A 20,752-nucleotide genomic window follows, 5' to 3' on the forward strand; every position below is an offset into this window, starting at 1 on the left:
GCGAAGCTCGCGCAGTTCATCGACCGCACTTCTTTTTTTCTTCACCCAGGTGCTACCCCTTGCGGCGGATTGTAGTTAAACTACAATTCAGTGTCAAAAATATTTTTATCGCACTACGGATCGCTTCCCAGCACCCCCAATCGGCGGAGACACATGCATACCGATTCCAGCTTTACCTTCGTACTTTTCGGCGGCACCGGCGACCTGTCGATGCGCAAGATCCTGCCCGCGCTGTTCGAAGCGCACCGCGGCAACATGCTTGCGGAAAGCGGCCGGATCGTTGCCGTCGCGCGGCACGAATCGGATCGGGCCGGCTATCTCGAGTGGGTCGACACGCATGTGAAGCCGCATGCGGCGAAGGCGGCCGGCAAGGCATTCGACGAAAGCGTGTGGAAATCCTTCCTCGAGCGCATCGAATACGTGAAGCTCGACCTCGGCCGTGCGGAGGATTACGTCGTGCTGCGCGACGCGGTCGCGCAGCTGTCCGGCATCCGCGTGTTCTATCTCGCCACAGGGCCGTCGCTGTTCGTGCCGATCTGCAAGGCGCTCGCGTCGGTCGGCCTGAACGAAGGCGCGCGCATCGTGCTCGAGAAGCCGCTCGGCTACGACCTGAAATCGTCGAACGCGATCAACGACGCGGTCGGCGAGATCTTCGCGGAAGACCAGATCTACCGGATCGACCACTACCTCGGCAAGGAGCCGGTACAGAACCTGCTGGCGCTGCGCTTCGGCAATGCGCTGTTCGAGCCGCTGTGGCGCCGCGAATGGGTCGAGAGCATCCAGATCACGATCGCCGAGGAGCTCGGCGTCGAGGCGCGCGGCGATTTCTACGACAATACGGGTGCACTGCGCGACATGGTGCAGAACCACCTGCTGCAGCTGCTGTCGATCGTCGCGATGGAGCCGCCGCATTCGATGGATTCCGACGCGGTGCGCGACGAGAAGCTGCGCGTGCTGCGGGCGCTGAAGCCCATCGATCCGCGCGACATCGGCAAGGTCGCGGTGCGCGGCCAGTATCATGCGGGCGTGATCAAGGGCGCGCAGGTGCCGGCCTATGCCACCGAGCCGGGCGTGAAACCCGACAGCCCGACCGAAACCTTCGTCGCGCTGAAGGTCGAGATCGAGAACTGGCGCTGGGCCGGCGTACCGTTCTTCCTGCGCACCGGCAAGCGTCTGGCCGACCGCGTCGCGGAGATCGTCGTGAACTTCCGGCCGGTGCCGCACTCCGCGCTGGGCCCGACCGCGCTGCGCCCCGGTTCGAACCGCCTCGTGATCCGGCTGCAGCCGAACGAGACGATTCGCCTGTACTGCCTCGCGAAGCAGCCCGGCGAAGGGATGAACCTCGCGAGCGTGCACCTCGACCTCGCGTTCGACCAGTTCTTCAAGGAAGGGCAGATGGAGGCGTACCAGCGCCTGCTGCTCGACGTGATCAACGGCCGCCTCGCCCTCTTCGTGCGTCGCGACGAGCAGGAAGCCGCGTGGCGCTGGGTCGAGCCGATCCTGAACGAATGGGCACGCTCGCTGAAGCCGCCGAAGCCGTACGCGGCAGGCACGTGGGGGCCGGCCGCGGCGAGCGCGATGCTCGCGCAGCACGGCACCTGCTGGCTCGAAGAAGAAAACTGATGCAAACCGTTGTCGTGCGCGCCAGCGCGCGGCAACGTGCCCCACGATTCGCACGAATTGAACAGACAAAGCAGTCCGGAGGAGATGTGATCGAGATCCACGCTTTCGACACCCAGGAAGCGCAAAGCGAAGCGCTCGCGCGCGCCGTCGGCGATGCGCTGCGCGCCGCGCTCGCCGGCCCCGCGCGCCCGACGCTCGCGGTGTCCGGCGGCACGAGCCCGCGCCCTTTCCTGCACACGCTGTCGCACGCAGCGCTCGACTGGGCCGGCGTCGACGTCACGCTGGTCGACGACCGCTGGGTGCCGGAAGACGATGCGGCCAGCAACGCGCAGCTCGTGCGCGACACGCTGCTGCAGCACGCGGCGGCCCCTGCCCGCTTCCTGCCGCTCGTCGACACGCGCGTATCGCTCGATGCGCACGTCGCCGCGCTCAACGCCAACGCCGACTACCGCGTGCCGAACGTCGCGGTGCTCGGCATGGGCGAAGACGGCCACACGGCGTCGATCTTCGCGGACGCGCCCGAATGGGACCACGCGATCACGACGCCCGAGCGCTTCGTCGCCGTGCATCCCGGCGCTGCGCCGCATGCGCGCGTGAGCTTTTCGCTCGATGCGCTGAAGCGCGTCGACCGGCTGTTCCTGTTGATCGCGGGCAACCGCAAGCGCGACGTCCTCGACGCCGCGGCCGCGACGCTGCAGAAGAACGCGATTTCCCAACTGGCCAACGACAAGGGGACCCAGCTCGATGTCTACTGGTGCGCAAAGTAAGGCTGTCGTCGCGGGCCAGCATGCCGACGGCCCGCGCCTGCTCGCGGACGTCGGCGGCACCAACGCGCGATTCGCGCTGGAGACCGGCCCCGGCGAGATCACGCAGATCCGCGTCTATCCCGGCGCCGACTACCCGACGCTCACCGACGCGATCCGCAAGTATCTGAAGGACGTGAAGATCAGCCGCGTGAACCACGCGGCGATCGCGATCGCGAACCCGGTCGACGGCGACCAGGTGACGATGACAAATCACGACTGGAGCTTCTCGATCGAGGCGACGCGCCGCGCGCTCGGCTTCGACACGCTGCTCGTCGTCAACGACTTCACCGCGCTCGCGATGGCGCTGCCGGGCCTGACCGATGCGCAGCGCGTGCAGATCGGCGGCGGCGCGCGCCGCCAGAACAGCGTGATCGGGCTGCTCGGGCCCGGCACCGGGCTCGGCGTGTCCGGCCTGATTCCGGCGGACGACCGCTGGATCGCGCTCGGCAGCGAAGGCGGTCACGCGTCGTTCGCGCCGCAGGACGAGCGCGAGGATCTCGTGCTGCAGTACGCGCGCAAGAAGTTTCCGCACGTGTCGTTCGAGCGCGTGTGCGCGGGGCCCGGCATCGAGATCATCTATCGTGCACTCGCCGCGCGCGACAAGAAGCGCGTCGCCGCGACCGTCGACACGGCCGAGATCGTCGAACGCGCGCATGCGGGCGACGCACTCGCGCTCGAGACGGTCGAATGCTTCTGTGGGATCCTCGGCGCGTTCGCGGGCAGCGTCGCGCTGACGCTCGGCGCGCTCGGCGGCGTGTACATCGGCGGTGGCGTCGCGCTGAAGCTCGGCGAACTGTTCACGCGCTCGTCGTTCCGCGCACGCTTCGAGGCGAAGGGCCGCTTCACGCAGTATCTCCAGAACATCCCGACCTACCTGATCACCGCCGAATATCCGGCGTTCCTCGGGGTCTCGGCGATCCTCGCGGAGCAGTTGTCGAACCGTTCGGGCGGCGCGTCGTCGGCCGTGTTCGAGCGGATCCGCCAGATGCGCGACGCGCTGACGCCGGCCGAGCGCCGCGTCGCCGATCTCGCGCTGAACCATCCGCGCTCGATCATCAACGACCCGATCGTCGACATCGCGCGCAAGGCAGACGTGAGCCAGCCGACGGTGATCCGCTTCTGCCGCTCGCTCGGCTGCCAGGGGCTGTCGGATTTCAAGCTGAAGCTCGCGACCGGCCTCACCGGCACGATTCCGATGAGCCACAGCCAGGTCCATCTCGGCGACACCGCCACCGACTTCGGCGCGAAGGTGCTCGACAACACGGTGTCCGCGATCCTGCAGCTGCGCGAACACCTGAACTTCGAGCACGTCGAGAACGCGATCGAGATCCTGAACGGCGCGCGCCGCATCGAGTTCTACGGGCTCGGCAACTCGAACATCGTCGCGCAGGACGCGCACTACAAGTTCTTCCGCTTCGGAATCCCGACGATCGCGTACGGCGACCTGTACATGCAGGCCGCGTCGGCCGCGCTGCTCGGCAAGGGCGACGTGATCGTCGCGGTGTCGAAGTCGGGACGCGCGCCGGAGCTGCTGCGCGTGCTGGAGGTCGCGATGCAGGCCGGCGCGAAGGTGATCGCGATCACGTCGAGCAACACGCCGCTCGCGAAGCGCGCGACCGTCGCGCTCGAGACCGATCACATCGAGATGCGCGAATCGCAGCTGTCGATGATCTCGCGGATCCTGCATCTGCTGATGATCGACATCCTCGCGGTCGGCGTCGCAATCCGGCGCGCCTCGACCAACGGCGAGCTGCCGGAGGCCGTCGCGCAGGCGCGCGCGCGGGCGAGCGACGACGAAACGGCCGACGTGCTCGACTGGCTGAGCCACGGTGCGTCGCCGGCGGCGAAGGACGTCGCGCGGGACTGACGCTTCGGCGAAACGCCGTCGCTACACGACACCCCGAATGCTGGATTGAAGCCCGGCGTTCGGGGTGTTTCGCATGTGCGGTACCGCCCCGCACCACAGCGGCCCGGCAGGCATCGACGATGCCGTCTGCCGAGGGCTGCGCGTGACTCATACGTTCGTACACGCCTCCATTTTCGAACAAGTCCAATTGTCAGCAGTTGCCCAGGCTCGGTAACTTCCTTCACTCCGCGTGATGCGGCCATCCGCGCTTGTCAAGCCGGAGGACAAGGTGTTCCGATGAGCCAATTTACATGGACCGAGTTTGAGGATTTTGATCCCGAAGCGCAGCTATCGACTCGATAATCGCTCGTCAGACCGCTCCAGGTGAGGCCGATCCTCCCGCACCGCTCAAGCCCCCGCTTTCACCGGCCGGCCATGCCAGCGCAGCACGAGGTAACGCCCGACGAAACACAGCACGCCGCAGACGCCGATCGTCACGCCCATCGCGAACGGCGTGCCGTCCGCGAGCGCACCGATCGCGATGCTCGCGAGCGCGCCGAGCGCGAGCTGCATCGCGCCGAACACGGCCGCCGACGCGCCCGCGTTGTGCGGATAGCGATGCATCAGGTCGGTCGTGCAGTTCGCGGACAGGATCCCGACCACGCCGACGACGAAGAACAGGCACACGACGATCGACCACAACCCGCCCCACCCCGTCAGCGCGACCAGCGCGACCGCGAGCGACGCGACGCAGCTCACGAGCGACGCGGTCGCGATGAGGCGCAGCGAGCCGACGCGGCCGACGAGCCGCGTGTTCGCGAAGTTGCCGATCATGATCCCGACGACGTTCAGGCCGAACAGCAGCCCGTAATGCTGCGGCGACACGTGGAAATACTCGATGTACACGAACGGCGTCGCGGTGATGTACGAGAACATCGACGCGAACGCCATCCCGCCGCACAGCATGTGCCCCCATGCGACCGGATCGGACAGGATGCGCCCGTACGACGCGAACGACGCGAGCACGGCCGTGCTCTTGCGCCGCTCCTTCGGCCAGGTTTCGGGCACGCGCAGGTAAGCGGTCGCCGCGCACAGCGCGCCGAACGCGGCCAGCACGACGAACACGCCGCGCCAGCCGGCGAAGCGCAGGATCTGGCCGCCGATCAGCGGCGCGAGCAGCGGCCCGACCGCGGTGACGATCGCGACCATCGACAGCACCTTCGCCGCATCGGTCGGCTCGTGCGCGTCGCGCGCGATCGCACGGGCGAGCACCGACGCGGCGCCCGCGCCGAGCGCCTGCAGGAAGCGCACGAGGATCAGCATGTCGATCGAGCCCGACACGAAGCAGCCGACACTCGCAAGCGTGAACAGCGCGATGCCGCCGAGCAGCACGGGCCGGCGGCCCCACGTGTCGGACAGCGGACCGTACAGCAGCATGCCGATCGAGAAGCCGGCCATGAAGCTCGTCAGCGTGCGCTGCGCGGCGCCGGGGCTCACGGAGAAGCCGTCGGCGATCGACGGCAGGCTCGGCAGGTACATGTCGGTGGCGATCGGCCCGCAGGCCGCGAGCGCACCGAGCAACAGGATCAGCCGGGCATCGGGCCGGCGCCGGACGACGTGGGACATGGGTATCCGCAATGGAGGCCCGCGCGCATCGGGGCACGCGTGGCGGTGAAGACGGGAGGCTACGCCGCAAGCGGCGCGTTCAAGCACATGATTGTACGCGCAACTTTTTCGCGTGCCGCCCGCGGTCTGCCGCGCCAGGCTGGAACACGCGCGCATGACCGGCGTCGCGGCAGACCGCGCGCGGATTCGATTAAGCTTGCTGCTCCCCGCCTCTCTTGTCTGTTCAATCCGACGCACGACCGACCCGATGACCGCCTTCCTGCTGATCTGGAGCCCCAAGAAATGGCCGTGGCCCGAGCTGCCCGACGTCGCCGCGCGCGTGAAGGCCGGCGAGGCCGTGCACGACGTGTGGGGCTGCGGCTTCGCGCGCGGCATCCTGCCGGGCGACCGTGTGTTCCTGCACCGCGTCGCGCAGGAGCCGAAGGGCGTGTTCGGCTCGGGCTACGTGACGCGCGCGCCCTACGAGGTGCCCGACCCGGCGACGAAGCGCGGCTACCGGCTGTGCATCGATTTCGTCTACGACTGGCTGGTCGACGCCCACCAGGACGTCGTGATCCCGCGCGACGCGCTGCGCGCGCATCCGTACTCGGTGCAGACCTGGGACGCGCAATCCTCCGGCACGTCGATCAAGCCGATGGTCGAAGGCCCGCTCGAGAAGCGCTGGGCCGAGCTGACCGGCAAGCGTCGGTCGCCACGATAAGCGGGCCGGATCGGCCGCGCGCCGTTCGCGCCGGTCAATCCCCCACGCGCGCAAAGGCCGCGGACCGGCCGCGGGCCCGCCAGGCGCGTCTCCGGTACAATCAGACGATCGTTCCGCTCAGGCGCCGCGGCCCGTGCACAGGCCCCCGCGCCCTTCTCTCGCAGGTTTCGCATATGTCCAACAATCAGATCCTCTTCGAACGCGCCCAGAAGACCATCCCGGGCGGCGTCAACTCGCCGGTGCGCGCCTTCCGTTCGGTCGGCGGCACGCCGCGCTTCGTGTCGCGCGCGCAAGGCCCGTACTTCTGGGATGCCGACGGCAAGCAGTACATCGACTACATCGGCTCGTGGGGCCCGATGATCGTCGGCCACGTCCATCCGGAAGTGCTGTCGGCCGTGCAGAACGTGCTCGCCGACGGCTTCTCGTTCGGCGCGCCGACCGAAGCGGAAATCGAGATCGCCGAGGAAATCTGCAAGCTGGTGCCGTCGATCGAGCAGGTGCGGATGGTGTCGAGCGGCACCGAGGCCACGATGAGCGCGCTGCGCCTCGCGCGCGGCTTCACGGGCCGCAGCCGCATCGTCAAGTTCGAGGGCTGCTACCACGGCCACGCGGACAGCCTGCTGGTCAAGGCCGGCTCGGGCCTGCTGACGTTCGGCAACCCGACGTCGGCCGGCGTGCCCGCCGACATCGCGAAGCACACGACCGTCCTCGAATACAACAACGTCGCCGCGCTGGAAGAAGCGTTCGGCGCGTTCGGCGACGAGATCGCCGCGGTGATCGTCGAGCCCGTCGCGGGCAACATGAATCTCGTGCGCGGCACGCCCGAATTCCTGAACGCGCTGCGCGCGCTGTGCACGAAGCACGGCGCCGTGCTGATCTTCGACGAAGTGATGTGCGGGTTCCGCGTCGCGCTCGGCGGCGCGCAGGCGTACTACGGGATCGCGGCCGACCTCACCTGCCTCGGCAAGGTGATCGGCGGCGGGATGCCGGCTGCCGCGTTCGGCGGCCGCCGCGACATCATGGCCCACCTCGCGCCGCTCGGCGGCGTGTACCAGGCCGGCACGCTGTCGGGCAACCCGATCGCGGTCGCCGCGGGCCTGAAGACGCTGCAGCTGATCCAGGCGCCCGGCTTCTACGACGCGCTCACCGCGCAGACGAAGCGCCTCGCAGACGGCCTCGCGGCCGAAGCGCGCGCGGCTGGCGTGCCGTTCGCGGCCGACTCGATCGGCGCGATGTTCGGCCTGTACTTCGCCGAGCGCGTGCCGGCGAGCTTCGCGGAAGTCACGAAGAGCGACACCGAGCGCTTCAACCGCTTCTTCCACCTGATGCTGGACGAAGGCGTGTACTTCGCGCCGTCCGCGTACGAGGCCGGCTTCGTGTCGAGCACGCACGACGACGCGGTGATCGACGCGACGCTCGCGGCCGCGCGCCGCGCGTTCGCGGCGCTGGCCGCCTGACCCGGGTCCGCACGCATGTTCTCGGATACCGATTTCGCCCACATGCAGCGCGCGCTGACGCTCGCGGCGCGCGGCATGTATACGACCGCGCCGAACCCGCGCGTCGGCTGCGTGATCGTCAAGGACGGCGACGTGATCGGCGAAGGCTTCACGCAGCCGGCCGGCCAGGACCACGCGGAAGTGCAGGCGCTGAAGGACGCGCGCGCGCGCGGCCACGACGTCGCCGGCGCCACCGTGTACGTGACGCTCGAGCCGTGCAGCCACTTCGGCCGCACGCCGCCGTGCGCGAACGCGCTGATCGACGCGCGCGTCGCGAAGGTCGTCGCGGCGATGGAAGACCCGAATCCTCAGGTGTCCGGGCGCGGCCTCGGGATGCTGCGCGACGCGGGCATCGACGTGCGCTGCGGGCTGCTCGCGCATGAAGCGGGCGAACTGAACATCGGCTTCGTGTCGCGGATGACGCGCGGCCGCCCGTGGGTGCGGATGAAGACGGCCGCGTCGCTCGATGCGCGCACCGCGCTGCCGTCCGGCGAAAGCCAGTGGATCACCGGCGAGGCCGCGCGCCTCGACGGCCACGCATGGCGCGCGCGCGCGTGCGCGATCCTCACCGGGATCGGCACCGTGCGCGAGGACAACCCGCTCCTGACCGTGCGCGGCATCGACACGCCGCGCCAGCCGCAGCGCGTGCTGGTCGACAGCCGCCTCGACCTGCCGCTCGATGCGCGGCTGCTCGAAGGCGCGCCGCTGCTGATCTTCTGCGGCCGGCTCGATGCCGCCGGCGAAGTGCGCGCGAACGTGCTGAAGTCGCGCGGCGCGGAAATCGTGCCGCTCGCGAATGCGCACGGCAAGGTCGACCTGCCCGCGATGCTGGCGGCGCTCGGCGCGCGCGGCGTCAACGAGCTGCACGTCGAGGCCGGCCACAAGCTGAACGGCTCGCTGCTGCGCGAGCAGTGCGTCGACGAGCTGCTGGTCTATCTCGCGCCGAGCCTGCTCGGCAGCGACGCGGCCGGCATGTTCGACCTCGCCGCACCGGCGAGCCTCGACGCCCGCACGCGGCTCGCGTTCCACAGCGTCGAGCGGATCGGCGACGATCTGCGGATCCTAGCGCGTGTCGCGCCGCCCCCTGCCTCGCATTGAACGGAGCCGTCACGATGTTTACCGGAATTGTCGCGGCCGTCGGCCGCATCGAATCGATCACCCCGCTCGGCGCGTCGCCCGACGCGGGCGTGCGGCTGACCGTACGGGCCGGCGGGCTCGACCTCGCCGATGTCGCGCTCGGCGACAGCATCGCGATCCAGGGTGCGTGCATGACGGTGATCGCCAAGACCGGCACCGGATTCGACGTCGACGTGTCGCGCGAAAGCCTGAACCGCACGGTCGGCCTCGCGCAAGCCGGCGAAGTGAATCTCGAGAAGGCGCTGCGCGCGCACGACCGCCTCGGCGGACACATCGTGTCGGGCCACGTCGACGGCCTCGGCACCGTGACGCGCTTCGCGCCGGTCGGCGAATCGCACGAACTGCGGATCGTCGCGCCGCGCGAGCTCGGCCGCTATCTGGCGTACAAGGGCTCGATCACAGTCAACGGCGTAAGCCTGACCGTCAACACGGTCGACGATCGCGCCGACGGCTGCGAATTCTCGATCAACCTGATCCCGCATACGGTCGAGGTCACGACGCTGCGTCACGTGAAGGCCGGCGACAAGGTCAATCTCGAAATCGACATGATCGCGCGGTATGTCGAGCGGATGATGTCGGCATCGCAGGGCGTGCATCAGGACTGATCCGGGGGCTCCGCCCTCTGGGCAGGGATCGGCGGCTTGCGGCTGGCGGCTGGCGGTTCGGCGCGGCACCTGGCCTGATGGCCAACGACGCGCACGCGCCATCCCGTCGCGCTAAGATGCAACGGCAGCGTTTTCGGCGCCGCGACGCACGGTGCGCCGCGTACCGGCTGCCCCCTTTTCCTCCAGGAGTCGTCCCCATGTCCATCTCGATGTACCAGGCTTCGCTGCCCGTCCTGATCCGCGGCCTGACCAACCTGCAGCACATCCTCGGCAAGGCGCAGGCGCATGCGGCCGAGAAGCAGATCGACCCGTCGGTGTTCATCGGCGCACGCCTCTATCCGGACATGCTGCCGCTCGTCCGCCAGGTGTACATCGCGACCGACACGGCCAAGGGTTGCGCCGCGCGGCTCGCCGGCGTCGACATCCCGAGCTACCCCGACGTCGAGCAGACGTTCGACGAACTGCATGCGCGCATCCAGAAGACGATCGACTACCTGAAAGGCTTCGACGCCGCGCAGATCGACGGCAGCGAAGAACGCCAGGTCGTGCTCAAGATGCGCGTCGGTCCGATCGAGTTCACCGGGCAGTCGTACCTGCTGAACTTCGTGCTGCCCAACTTCTTCTTCCACGTGACGACGGCGTACGACATCCTGCGTCACAGCGGCGTCGAGCTCGGCAAGCTCGACTACCTCGGCGGCCGCAACGACCACGCGTGACGCACGGCCGGGCCCCGGCCAGCCTGCGGCTGCCTGACATCGGGCGGGCCGCGGCGGCCCGGGCAGGCCCGCTTCGCAGGCCGGTCGCACCGCGTTTCGGCGCGCTCGCCGGCCGCGCGCAGCCGGTGCCAGCCGAAACGTAGTCCGGCTGGCGTAAAATACGCACTTTCCTCTTTCTCGCCCCCTTATGACGCTCGCCTCCACGCTCGACATCATCGCGGAGTTGAAAGCCGGCCGGATGGTGATCCTGGTCGACGAAGAAGACCGCGAAAACGAAGGCGACCTCGTGATCGCCGCCGAATTCGTCACGCCGGAAGCGATCAACTTCATGGCCAAGTACGGCCGCGGCCTGATTTGTCTGACGTTGACGCAGGAACGCTGCAAGCAGTTGCACCTGCCGCTGATGACCTACCGCAACGGCACCCAGTACGGCACCGCGTTCACGGTCAGCATCGAAGCGGCCGAAGGCGTGACGACCGGCATCTCGGCCGCCGACCGCGCACACACGATCGCCACGGCAGTCGCGCACGACGTCCGTCCCGAGCACATCGTGCAGCCGGGCCACGTGTTCCCGATCATGGCGCAGCCGGGCGGCGTGCTGGTGCGCGCCGGCCACACCGAGGCCGGCTGCGACTTCACCGCGCTCGCCGGGCTCACGCCGGCCGCGGTGATCTGCGAGGTCATCAAGGACGACGGCACGATGGCGCGCCTGCCCGACCTGCTCGAGTTCGCGAAGGAACACGGCCTGAAGATCGGCACGATCGCCGACCTGATCCAGTACCGCAGCCGCACCGAATCGATCATCGAGCGGATCGCCGAGCGCACGATGCAGACCGCGCACGGCACGTTCCGCGCGGTGCTGTACCGCGACCAGCCGAGCGGCTCGCCGCACATCGCGCTGGTGCGCGGCACGCCGTCGCCCGACGTCGATACGCCCGTGCGCGTGCACGAGCCGCTGTCGGTCCTCGACCTGCTCGAGACGGGTATCTCGACGCACTCGTGGACGCTCGACGCGGCGATGCGCGACATCGCGGAACGCGACCTCGGCGTGATCGTGCTGCTCAACTGCGGCGACACGAAGGAACATCTGATCGACGTCTTCAAGGCGTTCGACGAGGAAGAAAAGGCCGCTGCGCTGAAGCGCCGGCCGGTCGATTTCAAGACGTTCGGCATCGGCGCGCAGATCCTGCGCGATGTCGGCGTCGCCAAGATGCAGGTGCTGTCGAATCCGCGCAAGCTGGGCAGCATGTCCGGCTACGGCCTCGAAGTCACGGGCTTCATTCCGATGCCCGGCGGCGAAGCCAAGTCCTGCCCGGCGTCCCACGCGTAACCCGCCACGACGCTTTCGCCCTATAACCGTTCATCCACACCACGGACCAGATCATGGAAATCGGACAATACCAACCGAATCTCGAAGGCGACGGCCTGCGTATCGGCATCGTGCAATCCCGCTTCAACGAACCCGTCTGCAACGGCCTCGCCGATGCGTGCGTCGAAGAACTCGAGCGCCTCGGCGTCTCCGGTGAAGACGTGCTGCTCGTGTCGGTGCCCGGCGCGCTGGAAATCCCGCTCGCACTGCAGAAGCTCGCGGAAAGCGGCCAGTTCGACGCACTGATCGCGCTCGGCGCGGTGATCCGCGGCGAGACGTACCACTTCGAACTCGTGTCGAACGAAAGCGGCGCGGGCATCACCCGCATCGGCCTCGACTTCAACCTGCCGATCGCGAACGCGGTCCTGACGACCGAAAACGACGAGCAGGCCGTCGCGCGCATGACCGAAAAGGGTCGTGACGCCGCACGCGTCGCGGTCGAGATGGCCAACCTGACGATGGCACTCGACCAGCTCGGCGACGACGAGGACGAAGAAGAAGACGAAGACGACGAAGAGGAGCGCGCATGAAGAAGAGCGCCCGCCGACAATCGCGCGAGCTGGCGACGCAGGGCCTGTATCAGTGGCTGCTGTCGAACGCGGCCCCCGGCGAGATCGACGCGCAACTGCGCGGCGCGCTCGGTTACGACAAGGCCGACAAGGAACTGCTCGACGCGATCCTGCACGGCGTGATTCGCGAGCATGCGACGCTCGTCGAAGCCCTCACGCCGTCGCTGGACCGTCCGGTCGACCAGCTGTCGCCGGTCGAACGTGCCGTGCTGCTGATCGCGACGTTCGAGCTCACGCATCATGTCGAAACGCCGTACCGCGTGATCATCAACGAAGCAGTCGAACTCGCGAAGACGTTCGGCGGCTCCGACGGCTACAAGTACGTCAACGGCGTGCTCGACAAGCTCGCCGCGAAGCTGCGCCCCGCCGAAACGCAGGCGCGCCGCAACGGCTGATTCCGCAGGTAGACGGGCGCGCGAGCGCCCGTTTTTCGTTCTCCCTCCCCCTCCCCGCTGCGCTCGACCAATGAATACCACCGCCGATTCGCTCGTCACGCTCGCCGCTCGCGTCGACGCGATCCAGCCCTTCTACGTGATGGAACTGATGAAGGAGGCACAGCGGCTCGAGTCCTCCGGGCGCGATGTTATCCACATGGGCATCGGCGAGCCGGACTTCACCGCACCGGAGCCCGTCGTCGAGGCGGCGGCGGCCGCGTTGCGCCGCGGCGTCACGCAGTACACGAGCGCGCTCGGCATCGCGCCGCTGCGCGAAGCGATCGCCGCGCACTACGCGCGCGCCTACGGCCTCACGATCAGCCCCGAGCGAATCGTCGTGACGGCCGGCGCGTCGGCCGCGCTGCTGCTCGCGTGCCTCGCGCTCGTCGGCCGCGACGACGAGGTGCTGATGCCCGACCCGTCGTATCCGTGCAACCGGCACTTCGTCGCGGCGGCCGAAGGCCGCCCGGTGCTCGTGCCGAGCGGCCCGGAAGCGCGCTTCCAGCTCACCGCGGACGACGTCCGCACGCGCTGGGGCAGCCGCACGCGCGGCGTGCTGCTCGCGTCGCCGTCGAACCCGACCGGCACGTCGCTCGAGCCGGACGAACTGAAGCGGATCGTCGAAGCCGTGCGCGCACGCGGCGGCTTCACGATCGTCGACGAGATCTACCAGGGGCTCAGCTATGACGCGGCGCCCGTGTCGGCGCTGTCGTACGGCGACGATGTCGTCACCGTCAACAGCTTCTCGAAGTACTTCAGCATGACCGGCTGGCGGCTCGGCTGGCTGGTCGTACCGCCCGCGCTCGTGAGCACGTTCGAAAAGCTGTCGCAGAACCTGTTCATCTGCCCGTCCACGCTCGCGCAGCACGCGGCGCTCGCGTGCTTCGAACCGGCGGCGCTCGACATCTACGAGGCGCGCCGTCTCGAATTCAAGCGTCGCCGCGACTTCATCGCGCCGGCGCTCGAACGGCTCGGCTTCACGGTGCCCGTGATGCCGGACGGCGCGTTCTACGTGTATGCGCACTGCGGCGGCGTCGCCCATCCGGCGGCCGGCGACAGCGCGGCGCTCACGCAGGCGATGCTGCACGACGCGGGCGTCGTGCTGGTGCCGGGCATGGATTTCGGTGTGCATGCGCCGCGCGACTATATCCGGCTGTCCTATGCGACCGCCTATTCGCGCCTCGAAGAGGCCGTCGAGCGGCTCGCGACGCTGTTCGGCCAGCACTGACGCCCGAGCGGCCCTCCCGGCCGGCGTGCCGGGCGCTACCGTCCGCGCCAAAACGAAAAGGCACCCGAATCGGGTGCCTTTTCGCTTGGGTCCTGCCGGAACCGCGGGGCGTTACGTGACTTACGCGCCGAGTTCCGAATGATCGCCGTGCGCCTGCTTCGCGGTGTCGACGCTCGCGTCGTCCTGCTGCGGCGCACCCTTCGGCGCGGCGGCGGCCTTCGCGGCGATCGGCTGCGCCGCGTCGAGCGTCGCGTGCACGCGCTTCGTGCTGCCTGCCGCTGCGGTCGCGGCCGCGGTGACGATCGGCTTCGACGGCTGGGCCGGCGCCTGCGGTGCATTGAGCGGCACGCTGCGGCCGTGCGCGACGTCGCGCAGGCGGCCGCGCTCGGCCATGACCTTCGAGCCGTATACGGTGTCGTCCGGGTTGGTCGAGCCGTTGTACAGACGCAGGCCGTTCGCAAGCGAGCCGCCGCGGGCGATGCAGTCCTTCAGCACGAGCGCGCCGACCTGCAGGTTCGCGAGCGGCTGCAGCGCGGTGTCGGTACCGCCGAAATATTCGAACTTGTCGGAATGGACCTTCGACATGACCTGCATCAGGCCTTGCGCGCCGACGCCGCTTTCCGCGTACGGGTTGAAGCCCGATTCGATCGCCATCACGGACAGCAGCAGCAGCGGATCGAGGCCGACGTCGTGGCCGGTCTGGAACGCGGCCTTGACGAGCTGGCCGAGCGGCTCCTGGGCGACCCGGTAACGGCGCGACAGGTAGGTGGCGACGAGCGCCTGCTGGCGGTTCGACGCGAGCGCACGGTCGTCGCGCGCATCGGCCGGGACCCGCTGGGACGGGATCAGTTTCGCGAGCGCGACAGGCGACGGGCCGTTGCGGGCCGGATCGGACGCATCGCTCTGCGCGGCGGTATCCGGTGCCACGTCGAGACCGACGGCGAGCGCATCCGTCTCGGGGGCGTCTTCCTGCTGCGGCTGCGCACCGGCGGGCGCGAAGTTCGGCAGCGGATGACCGGTCAGCAGACGGGCCGGACCGGCCTGCACGGCCGCGGATACGACCGGCATCAGCTTCGCGGCGAGGTTCCCGCGCACGGTCGGCAGCAGCCACAGGGCCAGTGCGATCGCGACGGCGAAACAGCCGACAACGCTGAATAAATGGTGACTGACACGCGTCCCGCGACGCAGCATGTTGCGCACGATCTGTGCATGCTGCTCACTGGGACGCCACGATAACCAAGCGTTCATTCAGATCATCTCCCATGAACATGACTCGTGCGGCTCGCTCGGCTCGATGGCGAGACAGAAAACGCGCCGCGGAATCACGACGCCGCACGCCTTGGTCGGACGTGCGGGCATCGGGGAAACGGTATAAGTACCGTTCGAGGCCACGGTATAAGACGGCCGGCACCTTCGCACACTGGGCGAGGCGGGCATACGCGGTGGCACCCACGCAAAAAACCAGCGTCTGGTGGCGCTGGCTGGGACTACGACAAAGGCCGTCGAATACGCCGTGCAGGTTTCGGCGGACGGTGACGCGCTGCGTCAAAGATCGGTGATTGGCGGCTCGAAGCCTTTTACCCTGCAGCCAATGTGAGCGGATTCTAGCAGGGTTTTATAGATCGTCAACACTATAAAACCTCCAAATTATAACAAAAAGTAATTTTGAACCGCCCTTCAGATCGCGAGCCCCCTGCCGTAGGGGCTCTGCGCGCGGTCCACTTTTTTCTCCGCCCGGGCGTGCGCGCGGCGGCCCGGGTAAAATCGGCGGTCGATTCGGGGCCGCAGCCGGCCGCTGCGCCCACCCATCGCTGCCCGTCTTGCGGGCGGCCCGGACCTTCTTCATGAAATACAAAGACTTACGCGATTTCATCCAGCGCCTCGAGGCGCTCGGCGAACTGCGGCGCATCACGCAACCCGTGTCGCCCGTGCTCGAAATGACCGAGCTGTGCGACCGCGTGCTGCGCGCCGGCGGCCCGGCGCTGCTGTTCGCCGCGCCGCCCGGCAATGCGTTCCCGGTGCTCGGCAACCTGTTCGGCACACCGCGCCGCGTCGCGCTCGGGATGGGCGTCGATGCGGGCGACGACGCCGCGCTCGGCTCGCTGCGCGACCTCGGGCGGCTGCTATCCGCGCTGAAGGAGCCCGATCCGCCGAAGAGCCTGAAGGACGCCGGCAAGCTGCTGTCGCTCGCGAAGGCCGTATGGGACATGGCGCCGAAATCGGTGTCGTCGCCGCCGTGCCAGGAGATCGTCTGGGAAGGCGCCGACGTCGACCTGCACAAGCTGCCGATCCAGACCTGCTGGCCCGGCGACGCGGGGCCGCTCGTCACGTGGGGCCTCACTGTCACGCGCGGGCCGAACAAGCCGCGCCAGAACCTCGGCATCTACCGCCAGCAGCTGATCGGCCGCAACAAGCTGATCATGCGCTGGCTCGCGCATCGCGGCGGTGCGCTCGACTTCCGCGAATTCGCGCTGAAGAACCCCGGCAAGCCGTATCCGGTCGCGGTCGTGCTCGGCACGGATCCGGCCACGACGCTCGGCGCGGTGACGCCGGTGCCCGATTCGCTGTCCGAGTATCAGTTCGCCGGCCTGCTGCGCGGCAGCCGCACCGAGCTCGCGAAGTGCCTGACGCCCGGCGTCGACACGCTGCAGGTGCCCGCCCGCGCGGAGATCGTGCTCGAAGGTTTCATTTATCCGCAGGAAGGCGCGCCCGCCCCGGCCCCGGCCGGCGCACCGCCGCGGCCGGCCGGCAATGCGGCCGCCGGATACGAGCACGCGCTCGAAGGCCCGTACGGCGACCACACCGGCTACTACAACGAGCAGGAGTGGTTCCCGGTGTTCACCGTCGAGCGCATCACGATGCGCCGCGACGCGATCTATCACTCGACCTATACGGGCAAGCCGCCCGACGAGCCGGCCGTGCTCGGCGTCGCGCTCAACGAGGTGTTCGTGCCGCTGCTGCAGAAGCAGTTCACCGAGATCACCGACTTCTACCTGCCGCCGGAAGGCTGCAGCTACCGGATGGCGATCGTCCAGATGAAGAAGAGCTACGCCGGCCATGCGAAGCGCGTGATGTTCGGCGTATGGAGCTTCCTGCGGCAGTTCATGTATACGAAGTTCATCGTGGTCGTCGACGAGGACGTGAACATCCGCGACTGGAACGAGGTGATCTGGGCAATCACGACCCGCGTCGACCCCGTGCGCGACACCGTGATGGTCGACAGCACGCCGATCGACTATCTCGATTTCGCGTCGCCCGTCGCGGGCCTCGGCTCGAAGATGGGGCTCGACGCGACCAACAAGTGGCCCGGCGAGACGAACCGCGAATGGGGCCGCCCGATCGAGATGGACGCCGCCGTGAAGGCGCGCGTCGACCGCCTCTGGCAGGAGATCGGACTGTAAGTCCGCGCGTTGAACGCACCCGACAAGAACGACGATGAGCTTTCCCCCCGCCTCGATGCTGTCCGACGGATTCTTCCTGTCGCTGTCGCTGTGTCTCGACATCGGCCTCGTCAACGTCGCGATGCTGTCGCTGACGCTGTCGCACGGCTTCCGGCCCGGCTTCTGGCTCGGCGTCGGCTCGTGCGTCGGCGACCTCGTCTACGCGGCGCTCGCGCTCGCCGGCATGGCCGTGCTGCTGCAGTTCGAGGCCGTGCGCTGGATCGTCTGGATCGGCGGCGGCGCGGTGCTGCTGTTCCTCACGTGGAAGATGGCGCGCGAAGCGCTTGCGCCGGCCGGCGGCACCGACGACGGTGATGCGGACGACACGCCGCAGCCGCGTGCCAGTGCGCGGCGCAGCTTCATGCGCGGGATGCTGCTCGCGATGTCGTCGCCGAGCGCGATCCTGTGGTTCGCGGCGGTCGGCGGCGCGCTGATCGCGAAAGCCGGCGCGACCACGCCGGCCACGGCGTCGGTGTTCCTGTCCGGCTTCTTCCTCGGCGGCCTCGCGTGGACGCTCTTCATGTGCACGCTCGCGAGCCAGGGCCGCAAGCGCGCGGGCGCGGGGCTGATGCGCGCGTGCCACGTCGCGTCGGCGCTGCTGTTCGCGTATTTCTCGTACAGCGTGATCGTCGGCGGCTATCGCGACCTGATTGCGCACGCCGTGTCGTAACCGGCGCGCACCGGATCGCGCGCCCAATGAAAAACGGCGCAACGCCCCGCGAGGGACGTTGCGCCGTTTTGCCGCGCGCGGTCAGGCCGCGCGGGACACGTCAACGACGCCAGCCGTGATGACCCCAGCCGCCGTAACCGTGACGCCAGTACGGACGGCCGTAGTAGCCGCCGACGACCACGGGGGGCGGTGCATAGTAGGCCGGCGCCGGCGCGTAATACACGGGCGGGGGCGGCGGTGCGTAGTACACGGGCGGCGGCGCTGCATACACGGGATACGCAGGTGCGATCGGAACCCCGATGCCGACCCCGATCGACACGTGGGCCTGCGCGGCGCTCGCGGCACCCAGGCCCAGCGCGGCGGCGGCGATGAACGGAATGAGCTTTTTCACTTCGATTCTCCTGCTGGAGCGGTAATTTGTGCGCCCCTGTCGGCAACGGCAGGCATGCACGTCGCATGGAAGCAATGTAGCGAAAACCTGCCGCGCGCGTATCGCGCATTTGTTGCAAATTGCAATTCCATCCGGCTGCAGCCACCGTGCGGCGTGGCTTGGCGGATCCTCGACATCGCTTGCCGGTCGCGTGATTCCGTCCGACCAGTGAAATCGCGACACATTGTCCGGTCAGTCTTACCGGATCCGGTAAGCACGGCGCGCACGCTTCCGTAATGAACGATTACAAATTTGAGACAAGACGCCGACAATTCAACGGGGATGCGGCCCCCGCGTGATTCGGGGCCGAATCAGGCGATCGTCACGGGGCGGCGAAAACGGTCGCGCGAATTTACCGGTACCCCGTCCGTGTCGAACGCCACCGTCCAGGTCGTCCTCGCCCGGCGCCGCCCTTGCGCGGCCGCCCCGGCATTCCTGCGATACTGGCGGCTGCTCCGTTTTCGCTTCGTCACCCGCCATGTCCCTTCCCGACACTCCCCGCCTCGGCTTCATCGGCGCCGGCCGCCTGGCGCGCTGCCTCGCCCTGCGTTTCGCGGCGGCCGGCTTTCCGGTCGTCGCGATCGCGAGCCGCACGGCGGAATCGGCCACGGCACTTGCCGCGCGCATCGACGGTTGCCGCGCGGTCGACACGCCGCAGCAGGTCGTCGGCGCCGCCGACCTGATCTTCCTGAGCGTGCCCGACGACCATCTCGCGTCGACCGCCGCGGCGCTGCGGTTCGACGCGGCGCGCGCGCCGGGCCAGGCGCTCGTCCACTGCAGCGGCGCGTCGGCGGTCGAACTCCTCGATCCGGCCAAGCGGCAAGGCGCGGCCACGGGCGGCTTCCATCCGCTCTACCTGTTCGGCGGCACCGACGCCGATCTCGCCCGCATCGACGGCTGCTCGGTCACGCTCGAAGCCGACGGCGCGCTGCACGCGACGCTGCTGCGGCTTGCTGCCGCACTCGGCTGCCATCCGCTGTCGATTCCGTCCGGCGGCCGGATGCTCTATCACGCAGCTGCACATTACGCGGCGAGCTTCGCGCTGTGCGGCCTGTCGGAAGCGGTCGAGCTGTGGCGCGGCCTCGGCTTCGACGAGGAAGCGGCGCTGCGCGCGCTGCTGCCGATGCTCGCCGGCACGATCGAGACCGCGCGCGACAAGGGCCTCGCGAACGCACTCGCGGGCCCGGTATCGCGCGGCGACACCGGCATCGTCGAGCGCCAGCTCGCGCTGCTCGAGGCGCGCGGCGGCGATCACGCGACGCTCTATGCGCTGATGACCCGCCGCGCGGTCGCGCTCGCGGCGAAGCGCGCCGCGCCGCCGGCCGCGCTGCCGGCGCTCGCGCAGGCCGTCGAAACGTCGCTCGCGCGCACGACCGGGCACCCCTCCCCGCCGCGGGACGAGGCGTGATAAGGTGTCGGCCGATGCGCCGCCATCCGGCGTTGGCGGCCGCACGCTACTCGACTGTATAAAAAGGATGCCAACGATGTTCGGCGAGATCGCCCGTTTTCTGCTCAATACCGTCTTCACGCTGTTCGGCGCCGCGCTGATCCTGCGCGTCTGGATGCAGGCCGTCCGCGTGCCGCCGTACAACCCCGTCACGCAGGCCGTGCTGCAGGCGACCAACTGGCTCGTGCTGCCGCTGCGCCGCGTGATCGCGGGCGTGCGCGGCATCGACTGGGCAAGCGTCGTCGCAGCGCTGCTCACCGCGCTCGTCTATGTGGTGCTGATGGTCGTGATGGCCGGCTTCGACCCGGCCTCGGTGATCGCGACGCTCGTCGTGGTCGCGCTGCTCACCGTCGTGAAGTGGGCGCTCAATCTCGTGATCTGGATGACGATCCTGATGGCGCTGCTGTCGTGGCTCAATCCGCGCTCGCCGGCAATGCCGATCCTCTACCAGCTCACCGCGCCGTTCCTGAACCCGCTGCGCCGCGTGATCCCGAACCTCGGCGGCATCGACCTGTCGCCGATCCTGCTGTTCGTGATCGTGCAGGTGCTGCTGATGATCGTCACGCGCGCCGCCGTGTCGCTGACGATCTTCGGCATCTGATCCGACGTG

General features: G+C 68.6%; 19 protein-coding genes. 16 read left to right on the forward strand and 3 right to left on the reverse strand.

The features are described 5' to 3' along the window. Nucleotides 1-153: 153 nt before the first annotated feature. The 3 genes from zwf (at nt 154) to NQV17_RS01355 (ending at nt 4,296) form a co-directional block, all read left to right on the forward strand. A complete protein-coding gene (gene zwf, locus NQV17_RS01345; RefSeq protein WP_124487777.1) occupies nt 154-1,623 on the forward strand; it encodes a glucose-6-phosphate dehydrogenase in 1,470 nt (489 codons plus the stop codon). An 86-nt stretch (nt 1,624-1,709) separates the two neighbouring features. Continuing rightward, a complete protein-coding gene (gene pgl, locus NQV17_RS01350; protein ID WP_257768107.1) occupies nt 1,710-2,390 on the forward strand; it encodes a 6-phosphogluconolactonase in 681 nt (226 codons plus the stop codon). Then, nucleotides 2,368-4,296, forward strand: a complete 1,929-nt coding sequence (locus NQV17_RS01355) for a bifunctional transcriptional regulator/glucokinase (protein ID WP_124487775.1) — start codon at nt 2,368-2,370, stop codon at nt 4,294-4,296. The genes pgl and NQV17_RS01355 overlap by 23 nt, the downstream gene beginning before the upstream one ends. A 387-nt stretch (nt 4,297-4,683) precedes the next feature. Here NQV17_RS01355 and NQV17_RS01360 read toward each other — a convergent pair whose 3' ends face one another. After that, entirely contained in the window at nt 4,684-5,901 is a 1,218-nt protein-coding gene (locus NQV17_RS01360; protein ID WP_257768109.1) for a Bcr/CflA family multidrug efflux MFS transporter, read from the reverse strand. Between the two features lie 247 nt (nt 5,902-6,148). Here NQV17_RS01360 and NQV17_RS01365 point away from each other — a divergent pair, with 247 nt between their 5' ends. From NQV17_RS01365 to NQV17_RS01405, 9 genes are all read left to right on the forward strand, one after another. Continuing rightward, complete coding sequence (locus tag NQV17_RS01365; RefSeq protein ID WP_257768111.1) at nt 6,149-6,601, forward strand: hypothetical protein; 453 nt, start codon at nt 6,149-6,151, stop codon at nt 6,599-6,601. A gap of 173 nt (nt 6,602-6,774) precedes the next feature. Beyond that, the gene (hemL, locus tag NQV17_RS01370) at nt 6,775-8,058 is read left to right on the forward strand and encodes a glutamate-1-semialdehyde 2,1-aminomutase (RefSeq protein ID WP_257768113.1); all 1,284 of its coding nucleotides are present in this window, start codon (nt 6,775-6,777) and stop codon (nt 8,056-8,058) included. A 15-nt stretch (nt 8,059-8,073) separates the two neighbouring features. After that, nucleotides 8,074-9,195: a bifunctional diaminohydroxyphosphoribosylaminopyrimidine deaminase/5-amino-6-(5-phosphoribosylamino)uracil reductase RibD gene (gene ribD, locus NQV17_RS01375; RefSeq protein WP_257768115.1), complete on the forward strand. Its 1,122-nt coding sequence runs from the start codon at nt 8,074-8,076 to the stop codon at nt 9,193-9,195. Between the two features lie 14 nt (nt 9,196-9,209). Continuing rightward, nucleotides 9,210-9,839: a riboflavin synthase gene (locus NQV17_RS01380; protein WP_257768117.1), complete on the forward strand. Its 630-nt coding sequence runs from the start codon at nt 9,210-9,212 to the stop codon at nt 9,837-9,839. Nucleotides 9,840-10,036: 197 nt separating this feature from the next. Next, nucleotides 10,037-10,555, forward strand: coding sequence for a DUF1993 family protein (locus NQV17_RS01385; RefSeq protein WP_257768119.1), 519 nt, complete (start codon nt 10,037-10,039; stop codon nt 10,553-10,555). Between the two features lie 187 nt (nt 10,556-10,742). Beyond that, the gene (ribBA, locus tag NQV17_RS01390; RefSeq protein ID WP_257768121.1) at nt 10,743-11,885 is read left to right on the forward strand and encodes a bifunctional 3,4-dihydroxy-2-butanone-4-phosphate synthase/GTP cyclohydrolase II; all 1,143 of its coding nucleotides are present in this window, start codon (nt 10,743-10,745) and stop codon (nt 11,883-11,885) included. Nucleotides 11,886-11,938: 53 nt separating this feature from the next. Next, entirely contained in the window at nt 11,939-12,454 is a 516-nt protein-coding gene (gene ribH / locus NQV17_RS01395; RefSeq protein WP_040143614.1) for a 6,7-dimethyl-8-ribityllumazine synthase, read from the forward strand. Then, complete coding sequence (gene nusB / locus NQV17_RS01400; protein ID WP_044846225.1) at nt 12,451-12,888, forward strand: transcription antitermination factor NusB; 438 nt, start codon at nt 12,451-12,453, stop codon at nt 12,886-12,888. The genes ribH and nusB overlap by 4 nt, the downstream gene beginning before the upstream one ends. Nucleotides 12,889-12,958: 70 nt before the next feature. Then, nucleotides 12,959-14,155, forward strand: a complete 1,197-nt coding sequence (locus tag NQV17_RS01405; RefSeq protein WP_124487764.1) for a pyridoxal phosphate-dependent aminotransferase — start codon at nt 12,959-12,961, stop codon at nt 14,153-14,155. Nucleotides 14,156-14,275: 120 nt separating this feature from the next. Here NQV17_RS01405 and NQV17_RS01410 read toward each other — a convergent pair whose 3' ends face one another. Further along, nucleotides 14,276-15,403 carry a lytic transglycosylase domain-containing protein gene (locus tag NQV17_RS01410; RefSeq protein ID WP_257768126.1) on the reverse strand — a complete coding sequence of 376 codons (1,128 nt, stop codon included), beginning with the start codon at nt 15,401-15,403 and terminating at the stop codon, nt 14,276-14,278. A 596-nt stretch (nt 15,404-15,999) separates the two neighbouring features. Here NQV17_RS01410 and NQV17_RS01415 point away from each other — a divergent pair. Then, nucleotides 16,000-17,556: a UbiD family decarboxylase gene (locus NQV17_RS01415; protein ID WP_257768127.1), complete on the forward strand. Its 1,557-nt coding sequence runs from the start codon at nt 16,000-16,002 to the stop codon at nt 17,554-17,556. A gap of 34 nt (nt 17,557-17,590) precedes the next feature. After that, entirely contained in the window at nt 17,591-18,265 is a 675-nt protein-coding gene (locus tag NQV17_RS01420; RefSeq protein WP_124892500.1) for a LysE family translocator, read from the forward strand. Between the two features lie 100 nt (nt 18,266-18,365). Here the strand turns inward: NQV17_RS01420 and NQV17_RS01425 are convergent, their stop codons facing one another. Further along, nucleotides 18,366-18,656, reverse strand: coding sequence for a hypothetical protein (locus tag NQV17_RS01425; RefSeq protein WP_257768128.1), 291 nt, complete (start codon nt 18,654-18,656; stop codon nt 18,366-18,368). 517 nt (nt 18,657-19,173) lie between these two features. Between NQV17_RS01425 and NQV17_RS01430 the strand changes: the two genes are divergently transcribed. Together NQV17_RS01430 and NQV17_RS01435 are read left to right on the forward strand one after the other, a co-directional pair. After that, on the forward strand, nt 19,174-20,103 hold the full coding sequence (locus tag NQV17_RS01430) for a Rossmann-like and DUF2520 domain-containing protein (RefSeq protein ID WP_257768129.1): 930 nt from the start codon (nt 19,174-19,176) through the stop codon (nt 20,101-20,103). Between the two features lie 76 nt (nt 20,104-20,179). Beyond that, nucleotides 20,180-20,743, forward strand: a complete 564-nt coding sequence (locus NQV17_RS01435; RefSeq protein ID WP_044846232.1) for a YggT family protein — start codon at nt 20,180-20,182, stop codon at nt 20,741-20,743. The last annotated feature ends 9 nt before the right edge of the window (nt 20,744-20,752 follow it).

This window comes from Burkholderia sp. SCN-KJ (genome assembly GCF_024656005.1).
In the GTDB taxonomy this organism is placed as follows: Bacteria; Pseudomonadota; Gammaproteobacteria; order Burkholderiales; family Burkholderiaceae; genus Burkholderia.

Bases quoted from the DNA above. Each gene is read 5' to 3' on its own strand.
- zwf (WP_124487777.1), top strand. From the start codon at position 154: ATGCATACCGATTCCAGCTTTACCTTCGTACTTTTCGGCGGCACCGGC.
- NQV17_RS01355 (WP_124487775.1), top strand. From the start codon at position 2,368: ATGTCTACTGGTGCGCAAAGTAAGGCTGTCGTCGCGGGCCAGCATGCC.
- NQV17_RS01360 (WP_257768109.1), bottom strand. From the start codon at position 5,901: ATGTCCCACGTCGTCCGGCGCCGGCCCGATGCCCGGCTGATCCTGTTG.
- NQV17_RS01365 (WP_257768111.1), top strand. From the start codon at position 6,149: ATGACCGCCTTCCTGCTGATCTGGAGCCCCAAGAAATGGCCGTGGCCC.
- hemL (WP_257768113.1), top strand. From the start codon at position 6,775: ATGTCCAACAATCAGATCCTCTTCGAACGCGCCCAGAAGACCATCCCG.
- ribD (WP_257768115.1), top strand. From the start codon at position 8,074: ATGTTCTCGGATACCGATTTCGCCCACATGCAGCGCGCGCTGACGCTC.
- NQV17_RS01380 (WP_257768117.1), top strand. From the start codon at position 9,210: ATGTTTACCGGAATTGTCGCGGCCGTCGGCCGCATCGAATCGATCACC.
- NQV17_RS01385 (WP_257768119.1), top strand. From the start codon at position 10,037: ATGTCCATCTCGATGTACCAGGCTTCGCTGCCCGTCCTGATCCGCGGC.
- ribBA (WP_257768121.1), top strand. From the start codon at position 10,743: ATGACGCTCGCCTCCACGCTCGACATCATCGCGGAGTTGAAAGCCGGC.
- ribH (WP_040143614.1), top strand. From the start codon at position 11,939: ATGGAAATCGGACAATACCAACCGAATCTCGAAGGCGACGGCCTGCGT.
- nusB (WP_044846225.1), top strand. From the start codon at position 12,451: ATGAAGAAGAGCGCCCGCCGACAATCGCGCGAGCTGGCGACGCAGGGC.
- NQV17_RS01405 (WP_124487764.1), top strand. From the start codon at position 12,959: ATGAATACCACCGCCGATTCGCTCGTCACGCTCGCCGCTCGCGTCGAC.
- NQV17_RS01410 (WP_257768126.1), bottom strand. From the start codon at position 15,403: ATGAACGCTTGGTTATCGTGGCGTCCCAGTGAGCAGCATGCACAGATC.
- NQV17_RS01415 (WP_257768127.1), top strand. From the start codon at position 16,000: ATGAAATACAAAGACTTACGCGATTTCATCCAGCGCCTCGAGGCGCTC.
- NQV17_RS01420 (WP_124892500.1), top strand. From the start codon at position 17,591: ATGAGCTTTCCCCCCGCCTCGATGCTGTCCGACGGATTCTTCCTGTCG.
- NQV17_RS01430 (WP_257768129.1), top strand. From the start codon at position 19,174: ATGTCCCTTCCCGACACTCCCCGCCTCGGCTTCATCGGCGCCGGCCGC.
- NQV17_RS01435 (WP_044846232.1), top strand. From the start codon at position 20,180: ATGTTCGGCGAGATCGCCCGTTTTCTGCTCAATACCGTCTTCACGCTG.